This is a genomic window from Natronococcus sp. CG52 (assembly GCF_023913515.1).
In the GTDB taxonomy this organism is placed as follows: Archaea; Halobacteriota; Halobacteria; order Halobacteriales; family Natrialbaceae; genus Natronococcus; species Natronococcus zhouii.
In genome coordinates, this window is record NZ_CP099391.1 from 1085684 (window position 1) to 1109162 (window position 23479).

Annotated in this window: 23 protein-coding genes, 1 tRNA gene and 1 other RNA gene; 12 read left to right on the forward strand and 13 right to left on the reverse strand. The window is 64.9% G+C overall.

What is annotated here, in order from left to right:
- Positions 1-35: 35 nt before the first annotated feature.
- Positions 36-263 (reverse strand): hypothetical protein, encoded by a 228-nt coding sequence (locus NED97_RS05640; protein ID WP_252489745.1) that lies wholly within the window; start codon positions 261-263, stop codon positions 36-38.
- 76 nt (positions 264-339) lie between these two features.
- Between NED97_RS05640 and NED97_RS05645 the strand changes: the two genes are divergently transcribed.
- The 3 genes from NED97_RS05645 (at position 340) to NED97_RS05655 (ending at position 1826) form a co-directional block, all read left to right on the forward strand.
- Entirely contained in the window at positions 340-618 is a 279-nt protein-coding gene (locus NED97_RS05645) for a ribonuclease P protein component 4 (protein WP_252489746.1), read from the forward strand.
- A gap of 78 nt (positions 619-696) precedes the next feature.
- Positions 697-945 (forward strand): YhbY family RNA-binding protein, encoded by a 249-nt coding sequence (locus tag NED97_RS05650; RefSeq protein ID WP_252489747.1) that lies wholly within the window; start codon positions 697-699, stop codon positions 943-945.
- Complete coding sequence (locus tag NED97_RS05655; RefSeq protein WP_252489748.1) at positions 942-1826, forward strand: mechanosensitive ion channel family protein; 885 nt, start codon at positions 942-944, stop codon at positions 1824-1826. Before NED97_RS05650 ends, NED97_RS05655 begins: the two co-directional genes overlap by 4 nt.
- Positions 1827-2073: 247 nt before the next feature.
- Here the strand turns inward: NED97_RS05655 and NED97_RS05660 are convergent, their stop codons facing one another.
- The 4 genes from NED97_RS05660 to NED97_RS05675 all read right to left on the reverse strand — a co-directional run bounded on the left by NED97_RS05660 (position 2074) and on the right by NED97_RS05675 (position 6086).
- Complete coding sequence (locus tag NED97_RS05660; RefSeq protein WP_252489749.1) at positions 2074-2847, reverse strand: Kelch repeat-containing protein; 774 nt, start codon at positions 2845-2847, stop codon at positions 2074-2076.
- Between the two features lie 377 nt (positions 2848-3224).
- An RNA gene (ffs, locus tag NED97_RS05665) (signal recognition particle sRNA) lies at positions 3225-3537 on the reverse strand.
- Between the two features lie 128 nt (positions 3538-3665).
- Positions 3666-4361 carry a DUF2270 domain-containing protein gene (locus tag NED97_RS05670; protein WP_252489750.1) on the reverse strand — a complete coding sequence of 232 codons (696 nt, stop codon included), beginning with the start codon at positions 4359-4361 and terminating at the stop codon, positions 3666-3668.
- Between the two features lie 81 nt (positions 4362-4442).
- Entirely contained in the window at positions 4443-6086 is a 1644-nt protein-coding gene (locus NED97_RS05675) for a potassium channel family protein (RefSeq protein WP_345781226.1), read from the reverse strand.
- Positions 6087-6395: 309 nt separating this feature from the next.
- Between NED97_RS05675 and NED97_RS05680 the strand changes: the two genes are divergently transcribed.
- A complete protein-coding gene (locus NED97_RS05680) occupies positions 6396-6728 on the forward strand; it encodes a DUF5798 family protein (RefSeq protein WP_252489751.1) in 333 nt (110 codons plus the stop codon).
- Positions 6729-6838: 110 nt separating this feature from the next.
- Positions 6839-7819, forward strand: a complete 981-nt coding sequence (locus NED97_RS05685; RefSeq protein ID WP_252490578.1) for a PLP-dependent cysteine synthase family protein — start codon at positions 6839-6841, stop codon at positions 7817-7819.
- A 36-nt stretch (positions 7820-7855) separates the two neighbouring features.
- Here NED97_RS05685 and NED97_RS05690 read toward each other — a convergent pair whose 3' ends face one another.
- The 5 genes from NED97_RS05690 to NED97_RS05710 form a co-directional block, all read right to left on the reverse strand.
- The gene (locus tag NED97_RS05690) at positions 7856-8035 is read right to left on the reverse strand and encodes a hypothetical protein (RefSeq protein ID WP_252489752.1); all 180 of its coding nucleotides are present in this window, start codon (positions 8033-8035) and stop codon (positions 7856-7858) included.
- Between the two features lie 144 nt (positions 8036-8179).
- On the reverse strand, positions 8180-8590 hold the full coding sequence (locus tag NED97_RS05695; protein ID WP_252489753.1) for a CoA-binding protein: 411 nt from the start codon (positions 8588-8590) through the stop codon (positions 8180-8182).
- A gap of 49 nt (positions 8591-8639) precedes the next feature.
- On the reverse strand, positions 8640-9251 hold the full coding sequence (locus NED97_RS05700) for an RAD55 family ATPase (protein ID WP_252489754.1): 612 nt from the start codon (positions 9249-9251) through the stop codon (positions 8640-8642).
- A 163-nt stretch (positions 9252-9414) separates the two neighbouring features.
- Entirely contained in the window at positions 9415-10269 is an 855-nt protein-coding gene (locus NED97_RS05705) for a geranylgeranylglycerol-phosphate geranylgeranyltransferase (RefSeq protein WP_252489755.1), read from the reverse strand.
- A 131-nt stretch (positions 10270-10400) separates the two neighbouring features.
- Positions 10401-10583, reverse strand: coding sequence for a DUF7511 domain-containing protein (locus tag NED97_RS05710; protein WP_252489756.1), 183 nt, complete (start codon positions 10581-10583; stop codon positions 10401-10403).
- 167 nt (positions 10584-10750) lie between these two features.
- Here NED97_RS05710 and NED97_RS05715 point away from each other — a divergent pair.
- Both NED97_RS05715 and NED97_RS05720 read left to right on the forward strand, forming a co-directional pair.
- Positions 10751-10825: transfer RNA gene (locus tag NED97_RS05715), tRNA-Arg, on the forward strand.
- Between the two features lie 502 nt (positions 10826-11327).
- The gene (locus tag NED97_RS05720) at positions 11328-11633 is read left to right on the forward strand and encodes a hypothetical protein (protein ID WP_252489757.1); all 306 of its coding nucleotides are present in this window, start codon (positions 11328-11330) and stop codon (positions 11631-11633) included.
- 178 nt (positions 11634-11811) lie between these two features.
- On the opposite strand, the gene NED97_RS05725 is transcribed toward NED97_RS05720, so the two are convergent.
- Positions 11812-12894, reverse strand: coding sequence for a class I SAM-dependent methyltransferase (locus NED97_RS05725; RefSeq protein ID WP_345781227.1), 1083 nt, complete (start codon positions 12892-12894; stop codon positions 11812-11814).
- A gap of 151 nt (positions 12895-13045) precedes the next feature.
- On the opposite strand from NED97_RS05725, the gene NED97_RS05730 reads away from it, so the two are divergent.
- The 5 genes from NED97_RS05730 to fdhF all read left to right on the forward strand — a co-directional run bounded on the left by NED97_RS05730 (position 13046) and on the right by fdhF (position 21623).
- Positions 13046-13942 (forward strand): helix-turn-helix transcriptional regulator, encoded by an 897-nt coding sequence (locus tag NED97_RS05730; RefSeq protein ID WP_252489759.1) that lies wholly within the window; start codon positions 13046-13048, stop codon positions 13940-13942.
- 928 nt (positions 13943-14870) lie between these two features.
- A complete protein-coding gene (locus NED97_RS05735) occupies positions 14871-16160 on the forward strand; it encodes an L-lactate MFS transporter (protein WP_252489760.1) in 1290 nt (429 codons plus the stop codon).
- A gap of 237 nt (positions 16161-16397) precedes the next feature.
- Positions 16398-16562 carry a hypothetical protein gene (locus NED97_RS05740; protein ID WP_252489761.1) on the forward strand — a complete coding sequence of 55 codons (165 nt, stop codon included), beginning with the start codon at positions 16398-16400 and terminating at the stop codon, positions 16560-16562.
- A 109-nt stretch (positions 16563-16671) separates the two neighbouring features.
- Positions 16672-18255, forward strand: coding sequence for an NADH-ubiquinone oxidoreductase-F iron-sulfur binding region domain-containing protein (locus tag NED97_RS05745; RefSeq protein ID WP_252489762.1), 1584 nt, complete (start codon positions 16672-16674; stop codon positions 18253-18255).
- Complete coding sequence (fdhF, locus tag NED97_RS05750; protein WP_252489763.1) at positions 18252-21623, forward strand: formate dehydrogenase subunit alpha; 3372 nt, start codon at positions 18252-18254, stop codon at positions 21621-21623. The genes NED97_RS05745 and fdhF overlap by 4 nt, the downstream gene beginning before the upstream one ends.
- 183 nt (positions 21624-21806) lie before the next feature.
- Here the strand turns inward: fdhF and NED97_RS05755 are convergent, their stop codons facing one another.
- Together NED97_RS05755 and NED97_RS05760 are read right to left on the reverse strand one after the other, a co-directional pair.
- On the reverse strand, positions 21807-22448 hold the full coding sequence (locus tag NED97_RS05755; RefSeq protein WP_252489764.1) for a MaoC family dehydratase: 642 nt from the start codon (positions 22446-22448) through the stop codon (positions 21807-21809).
- Positions 22449-22627: 179 nt separating this feature from the next.
- On the reverse strand, positions 22628-23455 hold the full coding sequence (locus NED97_RS05760) for an alpha/beta fold hydrolase (RefSeq protein WP_252489765.1): 828 nt from the start codon (positions 23453-23455) through the stop codon (positions 22628-22630).
- Positions 23456-23479: the final 24 nt, after the last annotated feature.

The window sequence follows — 23479 nt, forward strand, 5'->3', positions numbered from 1 at the left end:
TGTGATACTCATTGCCACTGTCATTTAGTTCGCGCCTACCGGTACTGGTCACGGAGGCGGCGGTACCGCCTGTACAGTCGTGCTCCGACTCGCTCGAGGCGGTGGGTACTCGCGAGCCCGCTCGCCGAGCGTCGACGCTGGGTCGAGTCCCGAGCGAGGTGGTCGAGGGCGGTTCCGGTCCCGCTACGGGCGAACAGCGAGGGCCACTCGAGGTAGTCGAGCACGCGCAGGCTGCTGATCGACGCGTTTCCGGACGGAATCAAATCGGTACCGTGTTCTCGCGGCCCGCCGCATCGCCGGAACGTAACACCAATAGGGCGACCGGTGAAACACGTTCCCGTGAACGTCGCCGCCGAGCGAATCGAACGGCTCCACGAACTGGCTCGAGCGGCGGCTGCGTCGGGTGAGAACGACCGCGCCCGCGAGTACGTCCGGCTCGCCCGCCGCGTCGCGGAGCGAAACCGGCTCACGCTCCCGCGGCAGTTTCGGCGGTTCACCTGCGACTCCTGTGACGCGTATCTTCGGCCGGGAAAGAACGCTCGCGTTCGACTCCAGGACGGTCACGTCGTCGTGACCTGCGACTGCGGCGCCCAGGCGCGGTACCCCTACGAGAAGTAGGGTACCGGTGTAACTCCCACGACGCGGGGAGATTCTGTATTACGAAGATTCAAACCGCTCGCGCTGTTACGCGGGGTTATGAATCAAGAGGAACGCAAACGCCGAGCCCACGACCTCGACGTCACGGTCTGGGTCGGCAAGAGCGGTATCGAGTCGGTCGTCGACGAACTCAACGATCAGCTCTCGGACAAGGACCTCGTGAAGGTGAAGTTCCTGCGAGCGGCTCGTGCCGGTAGCTCTACCGAGGAGAAGGCAGCCGACCTCGCCGACCAGGTTAACGCCGAACTCGTCGATACCCGCGGGCACACGGCAGTACTGTATCGATGAGCGTCGGCTCGGTACTGGGACAGCTCGACGGACTCAGCACGGCGGCGCTCGCGGCGAGCGTGATCGCGGCGCTCCGGTTCGTCGTCGCCTTCGTCGTCGTCTGGACGATCGGCCGCCTGGTCGTCGTGCCGTTGGCCGATCGCGCGTTCGATCAGCGGGGTCTGGACGAACACGCCCGAAATCCGCTGTTGATGCTCACGAAGTTCGGTATCGGCTTCGTCGCGGTCGCGGCCGCGTTCGGCTTCGCCGGATTCGAGAACTTCCTGGTATCGCTGGCCGGCATCGCCGCGGCCGGGGCACTAGCGGTCGGTCTGGCGATGCAGAACGTCATCTCGAACTTCGTCGCGGGAATCTTCATCTACGCAGACAAGCCGTTCCGGATCGGCGACTGGATCGAGTGGGACGGCGGCGACTACTCCGGGATCGTCGAGGACATCAGCCTCCGCGTCACTCGCGTCCGAACCTTCGACAACGAACTGCTGACGGTACCGAACTCGGAACTCACCGGCGGCGTCGTCAAGAACCCCGTCGACGGCGGGAAACTCCGGCTGAAGTTCGTCTTCGGCATCGGCTACGGCGACGACATTCAGCAGGCGACCGACGTCATCATCGAAGAGGCCGAACGCCACCCGGACATCATGGACGACCCTGCGCCCTCCGTCCGTCTGACCGAACTCAACGACTCCGACGTCGGCCTCCAGTCACGGATCTGGATCGCGGACCCCTCGCGAGCGGACTTCGTCCGCACCAGGGGCGAGTACATCACCGCGGTCAAACAGCGGTTCGACGAGGAAGGGATCGACATCCCCTACCCTGTCCGGACGTTCGAGGGTGGACTCGAGTTCGAGGGTCGCCAACAGATCGGACAGCCGGCCGAGTAGGCGCACTCCGGACGTCGGCGGAACGTTTTTTGCCGGTTCGAACGCGGTTTCAAAGATGGCCGAGCGCGGACAGTCGCTATCGATTCGACGGGATCCGACGAACGCACTCGGAGATTCGTCTCCGGCGACGAACGCGTCGGTCTCACCACGTGGGTTCGCGATCCCGTCTTGGAAGGCGACAGCTCTCTCGAGAAGTGGTGAGCTCCGTGATAGCTCTCGTTCGGGCGCCGACGACTCTCGGATCCGTTCAGGGTTCGTAGACGAACGTCCGATCGCTCCAGGCCGTCACGGAGAGGGGCCCATATCGCCACGCGCCGCCGATGACGTAGACGGCGTCGTCGTGGGTTAGCGCCGTCGGGCCGTGCAGCGGGAGCGGGACGACTGGCGCGTCCCTCCAGTCCTCGCCGTCGAAGGCCTCGTGGGCGTCCGTCGTCCAGCCGGTGAGCGTCGACGGGTCCTCGCCGCCGCCGAGGTGAAACTGTCCGTCGACGACGGCCCCTGCGGTGCCACTGCGGGCGGTCGGCTCCGCGTCGATCGACGCCCACTCGTCGTCCTCGGGATCGTAGGCCTCGACCGTCGGATCGTTTTCACCGTCCCAGCGGCCGCTGACGGCCAGTATTCGGTCCTCGAAGACCTCGTCGGCGAGGTGATCGCGAGGCGTCGGGATCGGGGGACCGCGGTCCCACTCCTCGCCGTCGAAGATCAGTAAGTCGTGCGTGTCGGTCGTTCGTCCCCCGACAGCGTACAGTCGACCGTCGTACGCGACGAGTTCGTGCCCCCAGCGTCCCTCGGGAAGCGGGTCCAGTTCTGTCCACGCGTCGGCGTCGGGATCGTACGCGAAGACGTGGTCCTCGGGCGGCTCGTCGAACTCGCGGTTCCCGCCGACGACGTAGAGCGTTCCGTCCAGCGCTGCCGCAGCATGGTGGTTCAGCGGTTCGGGCATCGAGCTAACTCCCTCCCGCTCGTCGGCGTTCGGATCGTAGACGCCCGTCCGGGCGGTCGAGTCTCCGAGCCCCGTCAATCCGCCAGGGACGTAGATTCGGTCCTCGAGGACGGGCCCCTTTCATTTCGCCGCGCTTGGTCGGCATACGGGCGCGTTCGCTCCAGCCTTCGCTGTCGCTCACCGGGTCCGGACGGAACGTCCACGCCGTGGCTCCGCCGACCGCGAGGAATCCCCCGCCGACGAGAGCACGACGTCGCGTCAGCAGCGTGCGATCGTCGTCGCTCATGCGAGGTTCGACGACGCAAGGAACGAAAGTTCGTCGGCACGACGCGCGGCCGGTGACGCCGACCGCGGTCACCGGGACGATGCGTCTCCCGATCGGATGAGTCGCCCTCGTCGATTGAGAAAAACGAACGGCGCGGCCGCTCTGTGGGGTTTCGTCGGTATGAAGTATGAATGTGGAGGGCCGCGGTTGCCCGACGTTCCGCCCGGGGGAATCCCGGTTGCCTTCTCCACCCCGCGACCCGTCGAGCGACAGGTGTCCGGCGGTCCACTGCTCGCTTCCGCGCCTGATGGGCTGTCGCCGGCTAACCACGATGGGACGTCCCTGCGGACGGCCATCGTGGACCGCTGTCCCCGACGGACGAGGCTTCTCTGTTGGCTCCCGGGGCCCCGGTCGGTCTGACCGGACGCCCGCGGCGTTCGGTCCCCGCTAATGACCATAGCGCGGGTAGTGAGCAGGGCCAAACTGCCCGACCTATCCACTTACTCGTAGCGGGTTATGACTTAAGGACCTTTCGCCTCCGTAATCGCTCGAGGGCACGACGGTCAGTCTCGGGTAGGACGGACTCGAACGGACCTCTCGAGACGGCTCTCGCTCGACTCGACGGCAGGGCTCACTCGAGATCGCCGTGGTCCGCCGCGCCGGATTCCCCGCGTTCCTTCCGCGAGAGCGGGACGGCGAGGACGAGCAACGTGACGTAGTAGACGGCGACGGCGACGACGACGTAGACGCCGTCGATTCCCGGAAGCGACGCGCTCTCGAGGAACGATTCGTCCGGATTGAACGCCCAGATGTGGAAGACCCAGCCGACCAGCATCGCGGTCATCAGTGGAAGGTAGACCCGGCGCAATCGGTGGCTGAACGCGCCGCGATAGCTGATGTTCGGCGTCGGATTGCGGTAATCCCCGCTCAGTTCCGCGCGCCACGCGTCGCGTTCGACGCCCTCGGAGGGGTCGAGTGCGTTCGCGAAGAGGTTCTCCTGGAGCATACGGACGCGCGAGCGCCAGATGTCGTAATCCCGGAACCGTCGCGCCTCGATGAACAGGAAGACGGTGCCCATGATGAGCCCGGCGAGGATCACCGCGTGGGATACCTCGCCGGAGTAGGCGTACGCAACGATCGCCGACATGACAGTGACCGCCCAGTTGGTGGTGGTGTCGAGTCGGTCGCGCCATCCGACGGTGCGTTCCATCTCGCCTCTGTAGAGGTGTGCCGCGACGGAGCCGAGACCGGTACTCTGGTCGACCATCTCGCGGCCGATCTCCTTCTGCTCGGCGTCCTCGGGATCGAAATCGGAATTACCCGACATAGCTGGCTGTACGCCTCGAAAACGGATTTTCCTTCGCACCATCACGAACGAACGAGTGTCCGTCGTTCAGCGGTGTTCGGGTCACTGTTCGATTCCGTAGGCTTCCCGAAACCGGGCGATCTGGCGGTCGGTCCCGGAAACGACGAGTGAATCTTCGGCGCCGAACCGCACCCCGTCGACGTCGGTGTGAAGCTCCCCGTTGCGCTCGAGTGCGACGGCGGTACACCCCGTCTCCCGGCGTATCGCCGCCGTCGAGAGTTCGTCGCCCACGATCTCGGGCGCTGCCAGCCGGCGCAAGTGTAGCCGGTCTCCGAGCGTCATGACCTCGCGTTCGAAAATCCGGAGAGTGACCATGCGCCCCGCGACGTTCGGGAGTGCGAGAACGTAATCCACTCCTGCGGTTCGTAGCGGATTCACGCTATCCGCGGTGTTGGCCCCGACGATGATCTCGATGGCCGGATTGAGCGTGCGGGCGGTAAGTACCGTGAGAATCGCGTCGTCGTCGCTCTCGAGGGCGACCACCAGCGTTCCGGCATCCTCGATCCCCGCCTCGAGGAGGGTCTCCTCGTTCGTCGCGTCGCCGACGACGTCGACGTGATCGCCGGCCTCGCGGTCGACGACCGCGGTCTCCAGCCCGGCGCGCTCGAGGGTGCCGTACGCCGACCGTCCGACGAGTCCGGCGCCGATCACGACGACGGGGCTGTCTGCCGTCCGGTAGCGGTTGCCCGTCGAGCCCGTCATGCCGGCAGCCGCCTCGAGTTCCGACTCGGTTCCGGCTACGAGCAGCGCAGTGTTCTGGTCGATGCGGACGCGTTCGGACAGCGTCGTGACGAAGTCGCCGCGAACCCACGCGCCGAGGACGGTCGCACCAGTCCGTTCGAGTCGGCGGGACGAGGCGACGGTCTCGCCGAAGAGGTCGGCGTCCGGATCGACGAGGAACTCGACGACGTCGAACGCTTCGCCCAGTTCGATCTCGTCGCCGAGGTCGGACTTGACCACGTTGCGGACTCTGTCGCCCAGGGCCTTTCCGAGCCGGTGTTTCGGCGACAGTACCTCGTCGACGCCAGCGTAGCGAAAGTACCGGGCCCGCGACGGGTCGGTGACGAGGACGAGCACCGAGGCTTCGGGATCACGATTTTCGACCGTGAGGACGGCCCTGACGAACTCGCGTTCGGTGGCGTCGACGACGACTGCGGTCGCGTCCTCGAGTTGCGCCGCGTCGAGCGCGTCGTCGCTCTTCGGATCGCCGTGGAGAACCGTGAGTCCACCCTGATGGAGTTCCTGTGCGCGGTTCTCGTCGGCCTCGAGGACCACGTACGGGGTCCCGCTCGCCTCGAGTTCGTCGACGAGCGTATCACAGATATCGGTGTAGCCGACGATAATGACGTGTTCCTCGAGTTCGTTGACGTGCTCGGGCGGCGTCGGCTGAACGATCGTCTGCAGCCACGGAATGACGAACAGCGGGACGGCGACGAAGATGTAGGTGATGCCCGTCACCTGGATCAACATCATCAGCGCCGTCATCTCGAGGGTTTGCCAGGGTGCATCCTGTCCGTACCCCGTCGTCGTCATCGAGTGAAAGACCACCTCGAGCGCCTGGTACCACGTTCGCGGTTCGCTCTCGAGGGTCGCCATTCCCCAGTGGTAGACGTACGCGTACGTGCTTATCAGGAGTAGTAGCGAACCGAAGTAGCCCGCAATTCGATAGGTGAGTCGAACCACCATTACCCACCCCGGGCGTTCGATCCGTCGTCGCTGTCGCCGTCGATCATTCGGTCACATCCAGGTTTTGCAGCGGACGGCTATCCCTCTTGGTGGGGACAGTGCAAGGACCCACACTTGGCACCGCTGGACGGCGATCGCGGCGAACCGGTAGTGCGGGAAGGGACGATCTCTCCCGGTTCCCCTTCGCTCTCGGCATCCTCGAGCACGTCGTCGAGGCCGACGCTCTCCGGTCGCTGCCGCGCGGACGGCGGCACTCCGTAGTCGCAGAAGAGGAAAAGGCCCAACTAGGATGGCCCCCAAAGGCCGCTCATGGGACTTGGAAGCACCGCAAAGAAGATCCAGGGTCTGTCGGAGCGGGCCGAAGCGATGTACAAGCAGGTCCAGGAACTCCAGCAGCGTATCATCAACCTCGAGGGCGAGGTCGAGAACACTCACGAGACCGTCCGTCGGAACGACCACCAGCTAACCGAACAGCGCGAACTGCTGCTCGCGATCGCCGAGGAGCAGGGGATCGACGGCGAGGAAATTCTCGCCGACGCGGCGATCGACCAGGCCGAACTCGACGGCGAGGGCGGCGAGGCAGATGACGCCACCGAGAACCGCGACGAGCAATCCAGCCCGGGCGACACGACCGCTGAGTAGCCGCTGACGAACATCTTCCGATCCACCGCCTACCCGGATAGCGGCGCGGCCGTCCGGCGAAATGCACCGGATAGCAAGACCTAACAATGGGGGCAACATTTGCCAGCACGATGACGACCCACGAGCGACCGGTGGACTCGGTGCTCGAGACGATCGGTCGGACGCCGCTCGTCCGCCTCCACGAAACGCCCGGAAACGTCCGGATTTACGCCAAACTCGAGTCGTTCAACCCCGGCGCGAGCGTGAAAGACCGCATCGGCCGCTACATGCTCGAACGGATGCTCGAACGCGGTGACGTGCCGGCCGGCGGTACGGTGATCGAACCGACGGCCGGCAACACGGGAATCGGGCTCGCGATCGCAGCCGGACAGCTCGGCCTCGACGCGATCTTCGTGGTTCCGGAGCGGTTCAGCCTCGAGAAACAGCAACTGATGAGCGCCCTCGGTGCGGAGGTTATCAACACGCCCACGGAGGACGGAATGGGCGGCGCGATCGACCGCGCCCACCAGCTCGCTGAGGAACTGGACGACGCTGCCGTCCCGCAGCAGTTTTCGAACCCCCTGAATACGGAGGCACACTACGAGACGACCGCACCCGAGATCTACGAGGCGCTCGACGGCGAGGTCGGTGCCGTCGTCGCCGGCTGTGGAACCGCCGGGACGCTGATGGGGATCGCCCGCTACGCCCTCGAGCAGGACGCCGAGACCCACGTCACCGCCGTCGAGCCCGAGGGCTCAGTGTACGGCGAACTCTTCGACGAGGACCGCGAGGAAGACGAGTACAAGACCGAGGGGATCGGCACGCACGACACCGAGACCAACGAACTGTTCGATCCCGAACTCGTGGACGAAATCCAGGCCGTCGCCGACTCGGACGCTCACGACGAACTCAAGCGGCTCGCCAGCGAGGAAGGTCACCTCGTCGCCTCGAGCGCCGGTGCGGCCAGCGTGGCCGCCAAACGCGTCGCCCGACGGATCGACGAGGGCGAACTCGAGACGCCCTACGAGACGATCGTGACGTTGTTTCCCGACTCGAGCGAGCGGTACCTCTCGAAGGGGATCTATCGCTCGTTCGAGGAGTGGACGTCGTAGCGAAGCGCAGCGACCTTCCGCGGGGAGCGTGACGGTCTACTGGTATAATTTTTCGGCGTCGACAACGTCTAGCGTATCCTCCTGTTCGACTTCCCAGACCCGGAGGACGAGATGTGCCTTGCAGTGATACTCGACCATCTCCATCCCCGTCCGCTCGTTCCTGAGTACGAGCTGACAGGTCTCTTCGTTCGAACAATCCCCAGACCGTTCACACATTCTATGTTCCCGTACTCTTCTGGCCGATAAGTCTCTGTCGGTGGGGAGGTAAACCTACGAATATCTGTGTGTAGTTCTTGCGGGTGCCCGAGCAACTCGAGGGTGCGACCGCGCGTCGATCGCGCTCCGCTGTGATCGCCGCCATCATGCGACGAGTCGGCGATGGTCGACTTTCATACACCGGTCTTGAACGACGGTTCGTCCCGCCTCCTCGGCGCGAGCAGCCGCCTCGTCGTCCCGGATCCCCTGCTGGGCCCAGATCGCGTCGACGTCCTCACGAGCGAGCGCCTCGTCGACGATACCGTCGACCTCCTCGCTCGGCCGGAAGATACAGACGACGTCGATCTCCCTGTCGACGTCCGAGAGCGCGTCGTACGCGCGCCGGCCGAAGATTTCCTCGGCGTGGGGGTTGACTGGGATCACGTCATACCCCTGTTCTACGAGGTAGCTCGGGACGTAGTGGGACGGTTTCCCCGGCGTACTCGAGCAGCCGACGACGGCGATCGTCTCGGCGGCGAGAATCTCCCGAAGCTGATCGGGCGCGTTCACTGGCATGGCAGACCTATCGTCGCCAGCGGTAAACGTTGTGTGGCTCCGGGGATGGTTACCTCGAGAGGCCCGCCGTCCGAATCTCGGGGGTAGCTTCCTCGCCCTCGTCGACTTCGATGACCGCGTCGAACAGCTGTTTGAGGGTGTTCATCGTCTGGTCGTCGTGGGACGTCGAGTCGATGACGTAGACGCCGAGAGCGTTCGCACTCTGAATGCGACCGGTGAAGACGTGCAGGAACCGAAACACCGTCTGGAGGTCCGAGTACATCAGCAGCGTCGAGATCGAGTGGAGGAGCACGCGGTTTCGCGGTAGCTCCCGTCGGTCGTAGAACTCCTGGAGGAACTCCGAGAGTTTGATCCCGATCCCGGTCATGTCGACCGGCGACGACGCGTACTTGACCCGCGAGTTGTCCTCGACGGCACCGACTCCGCGCTGTTTCGTCACGCAATCGACGACGCCAACGTCGGCATCCTCCGGCAGTTTCGCGAGAACGACGTCGGCACTGTCTTTCGTCGTGATGGCGATCGATCCATCGCCGCGGTTCGCACCGCTCTCGAGGATGCTGAGGGCGATCGATCGCTTCCCCGTCAGTGGCGGACCCGCGACGAGCACGTTCGTCCCGGCGTCGACTTCGGTATCCGGAAGGACGTCTGCTAGTTCATACATACCAGACATTCACTCACTCTCTCCGCAGCTATTGGACGGATAACTGCTATAACCGCTGCGGACTCGAGTGTCTGGTGTGAAAATACACCAACTTAGTTATAATACTTTTGATTATACATGATATTCGAACGGTCGTCGACCGTCGATCGCTCGAATCGTGTACTCAGGCCATCGCAGCGGCCTCGAGGGCGGCGCGGCCGGCGATGAACGCGACGGCGGCGAGAAACATCCCGTACTTGAGGTGGGACTGTCCCGCCGTCGGATCCTCGAAGCTCTCGTAGGCCGCGTAGAGCATGATCGCGTTGGCCGGAAGCACCAACAGGAGGTACGCCGTCCCGAAGTACTCGAGGAGGTACGGGAGCGGACTCGCGAGGACGGCGACGACGAGCAGCACCGTCGCGACGAGCAGGGCGCGTCGTTCGCCGATCGCGATCGGAAGCGTGTTGAGCCCCTCCTCGCGGTCCCCCTCGAGGTCTTCGACGTCCTTGACGATCTCGCGTGTCAGCGTTGCGACGGCCGCCAGCAGGAAGAGGACGGCCGCGGGTCCGATCTCGCCGACGGCCGCGGCGCCGAAGAGGAACGTACTCCCGACGAGGTAGGCGACCAGGGCGTTGCCGAGCCCCGGGAGCCCCTTGAACACCTCCGTGTAGGCGACCAGCGCGACGAGGTTGATTCCCGCGAGCACGATGGCCAGCAGGGGGAGGGTCAGCGCCAGGCCGACGGAGCCCAGAAAGAGCACGAGGCTAAACACGAGTGCTCCCCGCGGACTGACCGCGCCTCGAGGGATCGCCCTGTCCGGCTGGTTGATTCGGTCGATCTCCCGATCGAAGTAGTCGTTGATCGCGTTCCCGGCACCGACCGCCAGCCCCGTCGCTGCCGCTGCTGTCGCCACCTCGAGCGAATGTGTGATCACGCCCCCGGCGACGAACGCGCCGATAAACGTCAGCACGCTCGCGGCGATCACGTTTACCGGCCGCGTCAGCTCGAGCAATCCACGGAGCGTCTCCCCCGCTGTCATGGCCGCATCTGCTCAGGCGGAGCGGTTAAACGGTACGATCTGCCAGCGAACGACCGGTTCGCCGCGATTCGTTGGCGACGAGGAGTACGGGATCCGCGACGCGCAGCCACCGCTCCGTATCACGCCCGCCGTTATCGCCACGCCTCGAGATCACAGAGGTCTTCGTCCGCGACCGAGAGCCACGCGCTCACCCGCTCATCTTTGGACGCGTCGACGGGCGTGGCAGTCCAGACCCGCTCGTCGTCGGTGCGCAACTCGAGGGTTGCGTCTCTCGGTTGCTCGCCAGTGGGTGTCGAGGTCTCGTTCACCGTCATGGGACAGCCGACCGTTCGATTTCGATTACGAAGACCTTCGGAGCTGATTTTCACCGACTGGGAACGCGTGATCGAGAGGGGTTCGGTTCGCTCGAGTGTGCTGACGACTCTCAGAACGGATAAGAATCGAGTGACTTATACGGAACCGACGGAAACGAACGTGGTGAGGGCGCTTAGCTCAGTCTGGACAGAGTACTTGGCTTCGGACCAAGCTGTCGCGGGTTCAAATCCTGCAGCGCCCATCATTCTGCGAGACGCTCAGGAGAGTTCATCACGTCGCGTTACGCGGATCGCCTCCGTCATGGGATTCGGCGGAGCAAACCACTCGGCACAGCAACATAACGCTGGCGCAACGCTCAGTCGAATTGGACGATTCCGATCCGCTAATTTACTCTCGAAACATCGGAACTGGCCGAAAACAAGTTTGAACCAAATGGTTGATCTCTGCTGTCCTCAGTTCCGGAGTCGGAGGGTTCGGAACGCACTCCGTCCTCCTTATTGGTGAATCGACTCGCCGTTCATGTACCGGTTCGCCGTTCGGCCGTTTATCAAGATAGCCGAACCGTCTTTATACGGCTCACTGTTCCCCATCAGCTGTCTCGAAGGACGAGAGCGATCTCGTCTCCGATCCCTTCCTCGTCTCTGCCGGCGGAGATGCTGTATTGTCCGTCGAATAGTTCGGAAGCGGCGTGTCATCGGTATGTTGAATGTGACTGGGAACGATGTCGAACGAGTCGGGAGTTGGTGGATTTCGTCGAGGCCAACGAGTCGGAGATACTGGCGTACAACGTCTACTTCAGTGCCGACGGCCGTCGAATGACCGTTATGCATATGCACGCTGATCAGGCCTCGTTGGAGTCACACATGGAGGTTGCGGGCCCGAAGTACCCTCCGGTCGGCGAGTTCATCGACCTCGAGTCCATCGACGTGTATGGCCATATAAGCAAGAATCTTATCCAGCGGCTGATGGACAAAGCGTCGGAGTTAGGAAGCGGACGTGTGTCAGTCCACGGACTTCACCGAGGCATCGATCGCGTTACAGACAATTGAGTCGAAGAGAGGGTCGGACGGTCGGCGAGGTACGGTTCGAGTGCGCGGAACGAATCCAACGGTGCCAGCAACCCGTCCGGACCGCCGAGCGTCGGGGCGACCAGCAGAACACCCAGTAGCACTACCATCGTGCTCGGTAGTACGAGCTGAACCGCCGACAGTTGGGGTGGAATTGTCATCACGGTCTGGCTTCGAGCACGAGGTTGAACGGCGTCTCAGTCGCTCGACGGACCCGCGTGAACCCGCCCTCAGTGATTACCTTCTGGAGACGCGCTTCGCCAGCTTGGGCTCCCAGGACCGGGTCGCCGCCCTGGTCGAGCGAGTTCGGTATACAGGCCAGCGTCGAGGCGCAGTAGAACGCCCTGCCCACCGGGTTCAGGTTCTCCTCGACCCGATCGTTGGCGAACGGCTCGACCAACACCCACGCCCCGTCGTCGGCGAGCGTCTCCCGGACGTGTGACGCCACGCCGACCGGATCACCCATGTCGTGATACGCGTCGAACATCATCACGAGGTCGTAGTCGGACCCGTTGTACTCCTTCGCGGTCGCCACCTCGAAACTGATACGGTCTGCGACACCAGCGTCTTCGGCTCGCTCGCGGGCCACCTCGATCGAGTGATCGTGGTAATCGATGGCGACGAACTCCGAATCGGGGTAGGCCTCGGCTACGACGATCGTCGATGCACCGTGACCACAGCCCACATCGGCCACGCGAGCACCCGCCCTGAGCCTCCCGTCCATTCCATCGAGCGCGGGGATCCACTCCTCGACGAGATTAGTCTCATAGCCAGGCCGGTAGAAGCGCTCGGTGCCGTGACACACGTCCTCGTCCTGCTCGTGCCAGCCCACGCCCTCGCCGATCCGGAAATCAGCTTCGAGCTCCGAGAGGCTCTTCTGATAGCCCATTAGACCCTGGAACCCGCCAGCGATGAACGCGGGGCTGTCTTCGTCGGCCAGCAGCGCCGCCTGCTCGGGCGTGAGGTTGTAACGGCCCGTCTCAGGGTCGTAGGTAACGTATCCGCCAGCCGCTCCCGCAGCGAGCCACTCGGTGACGTAGGGTTCCACGGTATCGGTCCGCTCGGCCAACTCGGCGGGCAGGAGTGGTCCGCTATCGGCCAGCGCCTCGTAGAGGCCGAGCCTGTCGCCGATGACGATCAGTGGCGCGTAATAGGCCGCTCCGAGTTCGTTGACGGCCATTCCGACGACTTCGTCTAATTTTTCTTCGTCGATCGGTTCGTCGGCGATAGTCGGCGGTGCCATGCCTGAACTGTGGGCTGCAGACCTATTGGCCTCATCCACGGTAACGACGTTCGACGGCGTGAAATGGCGTTTCAGGACGTGAGAGGGATTTCGCGTCGTGTGCGGGATAGAATTACTACTCGTGACACCGTACCCCAGGCTAGTGAATGACATGGGATCTCCCGAAGACCACCAACTCGCGTTCAATCCACCGGCGTCGCCGATCGTGGAGGCGGTCATGCAGAACGCGCGGAACCAGCAATATCTCGGCAAGCGCCTCGACGCTGCGGGGGACCGCGCCGACCCAGACCATCTCGGCGACATCGTCCGGCACGGTCCGGTTCTCGAAGCACTCCGAGCGGAGCCACTGGATCGCCGCGAGATCGAGGAACGCCTCGACGTCTCGCGGGCGACGAGCCACCGCTTGACAAAATGGCTCGACGAACAGGGGTTCGTCGAGAAGGTTAACGGCCGGTTCCAGTTGACGGGACGTGGCGAAGCGGTCACCGACGAGGTACTCCGGTTCGAGGCGAACGTGAGCACGGTCCACCGGATGGGACCGCTGCTGGACGTGATCTGTCCGCACCACGCGGAGTTCGCCATCGAACCGATGATTGATGCGACCGTCACGGTCGCGGAACCGGCCGTTCCGGACCGGCCGGTCGAGCGGTTTATTTCGCTCGTCAGCGAGTCGGAGACGTTCCGGGGGTTCAACACGACACATCTGGCGCCATTGATGATAGGTAAGTTCTACCAGCGAGTATTCGACGGTACCGAGGCCGAACTTATTTACATGCCACACATTGCAGATAAAGTATACGAAACGTACCCGACCCGCATGACCGAGGCAGTCGATCGCGGACAGTTATCCATTCGGACCCGCGAAAAACTCCCCTACGGACTAGCGATCTTCGACGAACGCGTCGGGCTCGGCGGATACGACGATGACACAGGGCTGATGCAGGTGTTCGTCGATACGGACTCGCCCATGGCCCGCGAGTGGGCCGAACGGATCTACGCGTCGATCAAGGCGGATTCTACGCGACTCGACAGCCGGGTGGAGCAGTGAGGCCCGCGGACCGACCCGAGTAATCATCGCGGCTGAAAAGAGGCACCATTGACTGCGGCTGTATTCTCATGCCTTCGTGACTTCGAGCGAGATGAACCCTGCTTCGCTTGACCTCGCACGATGGATACGCGCGTTGCATCTCGCACGGAAGTTGCAACTACAGTAGACAGTCGTCAGAATGTCGCTCTCTCGAACCTACGCTTTCGACTGTCCCACGCCTCAAAGCGCGATTCGTTCGAGGGTCGAACGCGAGCCTGCAGCGCCTATATTTGAGCGAACTATAATCGCCAGGAACCGGCGGGTCGTTAGCTCGAACCGGCGTTCTCGGTGCTTTTGTTCGATGATCGAACGGGAGAGTGGACGCCACACAGCAGGATCCGATCCCGCGCTCTCGTACAGGCGACGTGGAGGAGCCGCTTCGCTCCGGCCCGTTCGAGCGTCTCAGTGCGGAGTCGAAACGACTCGCACGACTCGGCCCGCTGTCCGCGACGCGGCTGCGTCGAGCGTCGTTCCGCGTCAGGTAGCAGATACTCCCGATCGAGTCCCCGGCGATCCGATCGGCCGCCCGGAACGCTCGCGCCTCCAGACGCTGGTGGCGAGGACCGGTGAGAAGTACTGGATCCATTGAAATTCGGCTTCGAAGAGTATCTCGATTTTCCCGATAGAACTTCTCTTACAACTAATGAACGACGCTAACTGGAATAGCTAATACGAGGCTGACATATCCTTTGAAAGTACTCTGATAATTATTCGACTCCGTGTGTCGCCCCGAGCGGGTGCGCGCTCGTCGTCGAACACATTCGTTCACGGGAGTGGGCGATATAGGACCGTACAGCGCGTTCCTCGAGGAAGCAGGATTTTCTTGAGCTGCCGACCGAGCAAACGCGGGCCTTGAGAATTTATCCGGTAATCCGATACGCAATGGTAAATGGTACAGACTGATGCCGACAAGAACCGGTGGCTGATCGCGGCCTCGGCCGTGGCGATTCACCTCTCGATCGGCTCGATTTACGCGTACAGCGTGTACCAGAACCCGCTGCGCGCCGAACTGGGATGGGCGATTTCCGACGTCTCGTTGGCGTTTACCGTCTCGATCGTCTTCCTCGCGCTGTCGGCGGCGTTCCTCGGCGGCTTCGTCGAGGACCACGGCCCGCGAATCTCGGGACTGATCGCCGCCGGAACCTTCGGTCTCGGGACCGTCGGCGCGGGGTTCAGCGTACAGATAGGGAGCTACGTCGGATTCCTCCTGACGTTCGGCGTGATTAGCGGTATCGGCATCGGGCTGGGATACATCGCCCCGATCTCGACGCTCGTCCAGTGGTTCCCCGACCGGCGGGGGATGGCGACCGGAATGGCCGTGATGGGCTTCGGTGCCGGCGCGCTCGTGACCGGACCGATCGCGAACTACATCATGGAGACCGCGAGTATTCCGTCGACGTTTTACGCGCTCGGCGTCGGCTACTTCCTCCTGATGGCCGCCGGCGCGAGCTATATGAAGAAGCCGCCGGCCGACTGGGTCCCCGAAGGGGTCGACGAGAGCGAGATCGAGACCGACAACAAGAAGGGCGTCTCCGTCAACACCGACCTCGAGGAACTCACCGCCAGGGAGGCGCTGCGGACGCCGCGGTACTACCTCGTCTGGCTGATCATGTTCATCAACATCTCGGCCGGGATCATGCTGCTGTCCGTCGCGTCGCCGATGACGCAGGCCATCACGGGAGCCGAAGCGGCGACGGCGGCGTCGATCGTCGGTATCATCGGAATCTTCAACGGCGGCGGTCGCCTCGTCTGGGCGACGATCTCCGACTACATCGGTCGGACGACCGCGTACGGGACGTTCTTCGGGCTCCAGATCGCCGCGTTCCTGCTGATGCCACAGATCACTCACGTCTGGCTGTTCGCGATCCTCCTGTTCCTCGTTATCTCGGCCTACGGCGGCGGGTTCGCCTGCCTGCCGGCGTACCTCGGCGACCTGTTCGGGACGAAGGAACTCAGCGCCATCCACGGCTACACGCTGACGGCGTGGGGCGCGGCCGGCGTCGCGGGACCGCTGCTCATCTCCGAGATCGTCGAGCGGACCAACAGCTACGTAATGGCCTTCTACATCGTCACCGCCGCGCTCGTCGTCGGGTTGATCGCCGTGGGCATCCTGTACTACCAGATCGAGGACGTCCGGGAGTCCGCGCACGCGACCGAGCGGGAAGCCGTTGGAGACTGAACCCGGGTCGCATCTTCGCTCTCGTCGGCGTTACGGCGGTTGCGGACGCACGAGACTACCGTAAAACCGAACTCGACTCGGTCGAGCGGCCGCGCGATCGGCACGACCCGAACGATCGACCGCCGGACGCCGCGTGAGAGCGCCGATTCGACGGATTCGTCGGTGACGTGCTCGAGTACCGTAGAGCGTTACTATACAGCGGGAAAACCTATCCGTGACGCTCGAGAACGGTAGGTCATGTTCGGCGACCGAACGCCGCCGGAAGACGACCGAGCCCAGCCTGCGAGCAACCGACGCGGACGGGCCCTGTTACTGGTCCTCGGTACGTTGGTAGCCGCACTCGCCCTGCTGGTGCTCGGAACCCGCCGCGCGAACGAGTCGACGCTGGAGCCCCCCTTCTGACGGAGGCGGGCGGACCGGCGCCGTTCTATCACACAGACGATGATATACTCCCTCCCTCACCGTTTTTCATGCCGTAGTTTTTCGTATCGTGCTGTCCGACGGGTGGCTAATGAGTGAACGAAGCGATTCAACTGCCGGAGAGGTCAGTATTCGTATTTCTGCCGGATCGAAGAGCAGACGGCGGAAGCAGCGCGCGCTCGACGAGATTCGCTCGGCGGCGGACGACGCTCGCGTCGTCGAAACGGGACCCACCGGAATCCGGAGTCACGAACCGCTCGTCTTGCTGACGCGCGACGGTCGGACGACGTTCCATCCGGCGCCGGTCACGGGGCGGCTCGAGTCGCTAGTAAAAACGCTCGAGCGGGGCGACCTCCCGACCGACGAGGCGGCCGCGGTCGTCGAGCACGACCCGGAGCCGTCGTCGCTGCCGACGCCGGACGACGGGCCGCTGTCCGTGGGTCGGCGACGCGTGCTCGGCCGGTGTGGCTGGATCGAGCCCGCGTCGGCTCCCGAGGAGTCGGCGGCCGAACTGGCGAGCGACCGCCCGGCGGACGCCCGGTCGCGCGTTCGCGACGTCGGACTGTTAGGTCGCGGGCGCGGGGACTGGAGCACCGACGAACCCGTCACCGAGGAGTGGAACGTCGCCGGCGACGCGGCCGACGCGGACGACGACGCTCGCGACCCGGTGGTCGTCGTGAACGCGAACGACAGCGACGACCGCAACGAGACCGATCGGACGCTTCTCGAGTCCGCGCCGGGCGAGGTCCTCGACGGGGCCCTGGCCGTCGCCGAACTGGTCGGGGCGACGGACGTCGTCGTCTACTGTAACGAGGCCGACGACCGGGCGCGCGAGCGCGTCCACGAGGCCGCGCGGGCCGTCGAAGAGACGCTCTACGAGCGACTCGACAGGGAGAAGGGACCGGAGGTCGTCGTCGGACCGAACCAATATATCGCCGGCGAGCCGACGATGGCGCTCGAGGCGATGGAGGGGAACGACCGACTCGAGGCTCGCCTTCGCCCGCCCTCGCCCGCCGAGCACGGACTGTACGGGCGGCCGACCGTCATCCACACGCCGCGGACGATGGCACAGCTCCGCCAGGCGATGTTGCACCCCGAAACGTTCGACGCCGACGACGCCGACCCCGGAACCCGTCTCGTCACCGTGACGGGGGACGTCGACGCGACGGCGACCGTGGAACTGCCGACCGGCGGGAGCCTCGCCGACGTGCGCGAGGCCGTCGAGCTCGACGGACAGTTCAAGATGGCCTGCGTCGGCGGCCAGTTCGGCGGCTTCACCAGGTCGCTCTCGCACTCCCCGTCGGTGCCCGCCCTCGCGGGTGCCGAACTCGGGACGGAGGGCGTGGTCGAACTGCTGAACGACGAGCACTGCGTCCTCGCGACGGCCGGACGCAGGACGAACTTCGCGATGGAGGAGAACTGCGGCCGCTGCGTCACCTGCCGAGAAGGATCCAAACAGCTCACGAACATGCTTCGAGACGTCTACGACGGCGAGTACGAGGACGCAAAGATTCGCGAACTAACTCGCGTGATGGGCGAGACGAGCCTCTGCCAGTTCGGCCGTTCGGCCGTCCGCCCGGCGGTTACGGGAATGAGCGAGTTCGAGCGCGAAGTGACCGCCCACGCCGAGGGCCGCTGTCCCAGCGGCGAGTGTGAAGTCGGAGGGAAACGATGAGCGGCAAGAGTCCGGGAAGCTACGTCGACGACGCGGAGACGGAGCGGCGTCCGACGCCGGTCGAACGGCTCCCGTCGGTGCCGGACGTCACCGATCCGCGGCCGAGCACGCCGCTCACCGAGCAGTTCGAGACCGGTACCGCCAACGACCCCGACGTCACGAGCGACGGCGACCGAATGACCCACCTCACGGTGGACGGCACCGCGACGGCGGTGTCGCCGGGATCGACGATCATCGACGCGCTCGAGTCGACGGAGACGAGCGACGAGGTAGCGGCGCTCTGCTACTACGACCGGGACACGGAACAGGCCGACCAGATCGGGCCGCGGGGCGAGTGCCGGACGTGCACCGTCCAGACGGACGAACACGGCCTCGTTCCGGCCTGCTCGTTTCCGGCCGAGGACGGCCTGACGGTCCGGACCGACGCCGACGACGCGGCCGAGGCGCGGGAGGTGAACCTCGATCTCCAGCTGTCGGACCACAATCTGCGCTGTACGACCTGCGGGCAGAACGGCCGCTGCGAACTCCAGGACACGTCCATCGAGCAGGACGTCGAGGAGCCCCGCTGGGACGTCTTCGAGGACCGCGACCAGTACGAACCGCTCGACGACACGTCGTCTGCCATCCAGATCGACCGCAACAAGTGCATCCTCTGTAACCGCTGCGTCGAGGCCTGCAACGACGTGCAGGTCGAGGGCGTCCTCCGCATGGAGGGCAACGGCCAGGACACCCGCATCGCCTTCCAGAACGGCGAGGAGACGTTCGACGACTCCACCTGCGTCTCCTGCGGTCACTGCGCCACCGTCTGTCCGACCGGCGCGCTGGTCGAACAGGGCCTGACCGACGCCGCGACGATGCCCTTGCCCGGGTTCACCCAGGAGAACTCCATCGGGAAGGTCCTCGAGAGCCCGAAGGCGGAGACGGCCGACCGGACGGAGGCCCCGAACCGCGACATTCCCTACGACCTCGAGGACGCGGCCGAGGATCGCTCGGGAATCGCCCGCTTCATGTCGATCGCCAAGGCACGCGCCGTTGACGCGAAGCGCCACGCCGGCGACGCCGCGAAGGGGGTCGGCGACCGCGCGCTCAAGGAGGTCGAACACGTCGCCGAGGAGATCGCCAGCGAGACGATGTCGGCCGGACAGCTGTTCAACGTCGCGACGACCGTCGGCGACGCGCGCCTCTCGCGGGTCACGAAGGCCGAGACCACCTGCAACTACTGCGCGGTGGGCTGTCGCTTCGACCTCTACGGCAAGGACGGCGAGGTGCTCGGCGTCAGACCCGCCGACCCCGACTCGACGCCGGCGAACGACTTCTCCACCTGCGTGAAGGGGAAGTTCGGCTACGACTACGTGGACGCCGCCGACCGACTCGAGACGCCGCTGATCCGGAAGGAAGACGCCCCCGACGGCCCCGTCGGCCGCGACGGCTTCCGCGAAGCCACGTGGGAGGAAGCGCTCGAGCGCGTCTACGAGGGGCTCTCGGAGGTTCGAGACGAGTACGGCCCCGAGGCGCTCTCGGTCATCTCGTCGTCGAAGACGACCAACGAGGAGAACTTCCTCAACCAGAAGTTCGCCCGGCAGGTGCTCGGAACGCCCCACGTCGACAACTGCGCCCGGCTCTGTCACTCCTCGACGGTGGCGGGGCTGCAGCAGACGGTCGGCTACGGGGCGATGACCAACCGGATCAACGAGGACATCGGCAAGACCGACTGTTACCTCATCACCGGCTCGAACACGACCGAATCCCACCCCGTTCTCGCCACGCGAATCAAGCAGAACGTCCGCGACGGCGCGGACCTCATCGTCTTCGATCCGCGCGAGATCGGCATGGCCGAGCACGCCGACCAGTACGTCCGGACGACCCCCGGCGAGGACGTGGCGTGGATCAACGGGATGATCCGGTACATCGTCGAGAACGACCTCCACGACGAGGAGTTCGTCGAGGAGCGGACGAAGCACTTCGACGACCTGGTCGAGAAGGTCGAGCCGTTCACGCCCGAGAAGGTCGAGGAGCTGACGGCCGTCCCCGCCGAGGAGCTGAAGAAGGCCGCCGAGACGATCGCCACCGCTGACACCTGTATCTTCGGCTGGGCGATGGGGCTGACCCAGCACACCACCGGGACGCGGAACGTGCTGGCAATCGCCGACCTCGCGCTGGTGACGGGCCACCTCGGCAAGCCCCGCGCCGGGCTCTCGCCGTTCCGCGGGCAGAACAACGTCCAGGGCGGCGGCGGCGACATGGGACCGGCCCCGCACACCCTCCCCGGCTACCAGGACCTCGGCGACGACGAGGTGCTGGACAAGTTCGAGGACGAGTGGGGCGTCCGCCCGCCGAACGACATTGGCCTTCGGCTCCCCGAACAGTTCCACGCCATCTCCGACCGGGACCTCCGCGGGATGTTCATCATGGGCGAGAACCCCGTCCTCTCGGAGCCGGACGTCGACAACGTCGAGGGAGCGCTGCGAAAGATCGACTTCCTCGCCGTCCAGGACATCTTCCTGACCGAAACGGGCGAGTACGCGGACGTGATCCTCCCGGCCGCGTCCGCCGCCGAGAAGAACGGCACGTTCACGAACACGGAGCGCCGGATCCAGCGCGTCCGCCCCGCCGTCGACTCGCCGGGGAAGGCGAAGGCGGACCACGAGATCCTCACCCAGCTCGCCAGGCGGTTCGGCTACGACTGGGACTACGATTCGCCGGCCGACGTGATGGACGAGATCAAGGAGTTAGTTCCCATCTACGGCGGCGTCACCTACGAGCGCCTCGAGGAGGAGACGAAGGGCATCCAGTGGCCCTGCTTCGACGAGGACGATCCGGGGACGCCGTACCTCTACGAGGACGAGTTCAACTTCGAGGACGGGAAGGCGCGGTTCGTCCCCGCCGACTACGCGAGTCCGCCGGCCATGCCCGACGAGGAGTACCCGCTCACGCTCTCCTCCGGGCGGGTGCTCTACCACTGGCACACCGGCACGATGACCCGCCGGGTCGGGACGCTGATGGACCACGTTCCGGAGAGCTTCATCACCATCCACCCTGAGATGGCCGACCAGCTGGGAATCAGCGACCAGGAGTACGTCCGGGTCCAGTCGCGACAGGGCGAGATCGTCGTAAAGGCGAACGTCGAGGACACGTCCGACCCCGGCGTCGTCTTCATTCCGATGCACTTCCCGCAGGGGGCGATCAACAAGCTCACCCAGCACGAACTCGATCCGACGTCGTACATCCCGCAGTACAAGGTGACGAGCGTCCGCGTCACGCCGCTCGAGATCGACCCCGAGGAGGCGGCCAACGTCGTCTCTCCGACGCCGGGCCAGCTCGAGGGCCAGGACGGCGACCCCGAGGAGGTCGGCGGCCGCCGCGACTGAGCGCGGGCGGTCAGGACTCCCTCGAGGCTAGAATCGCAAAGTCGATCCCGTCACGTCGTACGCGTATGCTATCCGCAGTCGTGACGGGATCCTCGAGAGGAGTCGACAGCGCGGTCGCGCGTCGCTTCGCCGCGGACGGGTACGACGTCGCCGTGAACGACACCACTCGAGCGAGTCGGCGTTCTACTCCTCGGGTGCGTGGTCGATCAGGACGACCGCTTCGCCGTCGATCACCGGCTCGCCGTCCGAACGTACCGTCGTCCGGATCCGGTACCGGTTGCCGCCGAGTTCCTCGACGATCTCACAGTCGGCGGTAACCGTCGCGCCGATCTCGACCGGCGCCTGAAACTCGAGGTCCTGCGAGAGGTAGATCGTCAGGCCCGGGAATCGGGCCAGGGCTGCGCTGATGGTGCCGGCGACGAGCGTCCCGTGGGCGATCGGTCCGCCGAACTGGGTCTCTTCGGCGAACGACTCCTCCAGGTGCAGTCGGTTGGTGTCGCCGGAGACCTGGGCGAACGCCGAGACGTCGGTGTCGTCGACTGGTTTGGTGAATCGGACGTAGTCGCCGACCTCGAGGGCTTCGACGCTGTCGGTCGAGCGTTCCATCGACCACTCCCGATCGTCGTACGCGACTTCTTCGACTGCCGGCGATTCGGTCGTCGATCGCTCCTCGCTCGAGGACTGCGCGTCGGAGAGACCCATCGCTGCCAGGACCGCGTTGTTGGCCTCGACGTAGCTGTTGACGACGTGCTGGGAGATGTTCGCCCAGCGCTCGGTACTCGGTACGGAGTCGACGGAGTCTGCCGGAGTTGGCTTACTACTCATTGATTTTCAAGTTGTGTGGATTCTCGGTGGCGCTGAGGGGCCGGCGTGTCGAACCGGGAATCGAGCGAGTCGGGCTACCACAGCGGACCCCTTGGCAACACCGCCAAACCATGTTGGCAGACCGGTCGTGAACGTTACGGTTCAGCGTGCTTTCTTCGCGGAATCGCGCGCGATCGCTCTTAGGTCAGGGGTAGTCGCCCCAGAAACGTCGTGCTGGCGTCGTTGAACGCTCGCGGCCGATCCTGGTTGACGAGGTGCCCGGATTCGGACAGTTCGAGCCAGTCGCCGTCGTCGACTTCCGAAGCGATCTCGCGCCCCTGTCGCTTGACCGGCGGCGCTTCCTGCTCGCCGTGGACGACGAGCGTCGGCGTCTCGACGTGGTCCAGCGCCGGCGGCTCGAACCGGTAGAGCGCGCCGAAGACCTTCCCGAACTCCGCGCTCGAGACCTCGCCGACGGCGTCTATCGCGTCCGCTCGAACCTCGGGGTCCACCGACAGCCACCGTTGTCCGGTCGTCGCCCGGATCGAACACAGCATCGATCGGAACGTCGTCTCGGATCCCAGCATCGACGCCGACGCCGTGATTCCGGGAAGCGGCGACAGGAACGGCTTCGTCCCCGGTGGGAGCTCGATCGGCGGCATCGACCGGACGGCGCCGCCGAGAATCGCGCCCGCCGCACGGTCCGGGTGACGGTCGAGGTATCGCTGTACGACCATCGAACCGAGCGAGAGTCCGCAGAGGATCGGCCGGTCGAGGTCGAGGTGGTCGAGAAGCGCCTCGAGATCGTCCGTAAAGAGGTCGATCGAGTACTGGTCGGGATCGGTTGCGCCGGTCCGGCCGTGTCCGCGGACGTCGAACGTGGTCGTCCGGTAGTCGGCCGCGAAGTGGTCGATCTGCGGGCGCCAGGCGCGACCGTTCATCCAGCCGCCGTGGACGAAGACCAGCGGCGGGCCGTCGCCGCGCGTATCGTACCAGAGGCTACCGTCCTCGAGCGAGAGTTCTGACACGGATACACTCTAGCGACCGTCGCT

Bases quoted from the DNA above. Each gene is read 5' to 3' on its own strand.
- NED97_RS05680 (WP_252489751.1), top strand. From the start codon at position 6,396: ATGGGACTTGGAAGCACCGCAAAGAAGATCCAGGGTCTGTCGGAGCGG.
- NED97_RS05685 (WP_252490578.1), top strand. From the start codon at position 6,839: ATGACGACCCACGAGCGACCGGTGGACTCGGTGCTCGAGACGATCGGT.
- NED97_RS05740 (WP_252489761.1), top strand. From the start codon at position 16,398: ATGTTCGGCGACCGAACGCCGCCGGAAGACGACCGAGCCCAGCCTGCG.
- NED97_RS05730 (WP_252489759.1), top strand. From the start codon at position 13,046: ATGGGATCTCCCGAAGACCACCAACTCGCGTTCAATCCACCGGCGTCG.
- NED97_RS05755 (WP_252489764.1), bottom strand. From the start codon at position 22,448: ATGAGTAGTAAGCCAACTCCGGCAGACTCCGTCGACTCCGTACCGAGT.
- NED97_RS05675 (WP_345781226.1), bottom strand. From the start codon at position 6,086: ATGGTGGTTCGACTCACCTATCGAATTGCGGGCTACTTCGGTTCGCTA.
- NED97_RS05705 (WP_252489755.1), bottom strand. From the start codon at position 10,269: ATGACAGCGGGGGAGACGCTCCGTGGATTGCTCGAGCTGACGCGGCCG.
- fdhF (WP_252489763.1), top strand. From the start codon at position 18,252: ATGAGCGGCAAGAGTCCGGGAAGCTACGTCGACGACGCGGAGACGGAG.
- NED97_RS05695 (WP_252489753.1), bottom strand. From the start codon at position 8,590: ATGCCAGTGAACGCGCCCGATCAGCTTCGGGAGATTCTCGCCGCCGAG.
- NED97_RS05745 (WP_252489762.1), top strand. From the start codon at position 16,672: ATGAGTGAACGAAGCGATTCAACTGCCGGAGAGGTCAGTATTCGTATT.
- NED97_RS05735 (WP_252489760.1), top strand. From the start codon at position 14,871: ATGGTACAGACTGATGCCGACAAGAACCGGTGGCTGATCGCGGCCTCG.
- NED97_RS05650 (WP_252489747.1), top strand. From the start codon at position 697: ATGAATCAAGAGGAACGCAAACGCCGAGCCCACGACCTCGACGTCACG.
- NED97_RS05725 (WP_345781227.1), bottom strand. From the start codon at position 12,894: ATGGCACCGCCGACTATCGCCGACGAACCGATCGACGAAGAAAAATTA.
- NED97_RS05700 (WP_252489754.1), bottom strand. From the start codon at position 9,251: ATGTATGAACTAGCAGACGTCCTTCCGGATACCGAAGTCGACGCCGGG.
- NED97_RS05690 (WP_252489752.1), bottom strand. From the start codon at position 8,035: ATGTGTGAACGGTCTGGGGATTGTTCGAACGAAGAGACCTGTCAGCTC.
- NED97_RS05655 (WP_252489748.1), top strand. From the start codon at position 942: ATGAGCGTCGGCTCGGTACTGGGACAGCTCGACGGACTCAGCACGGCG.
- NED97_RS05710 (WP_252489756.1), bottom strand. From the start codon at position 10,583: ATGACGGTGAACGAGACCTCGACACCCACTGGCGAGCAACCGAGAGAC.
- NED97_RS05670 (WP_252489750.1), bottom strand. From the start codon at position 4,361: ATGTCGGGTAATTCCGATTTCGATCCCGAGGACGCCGAGCAGAAGGAG.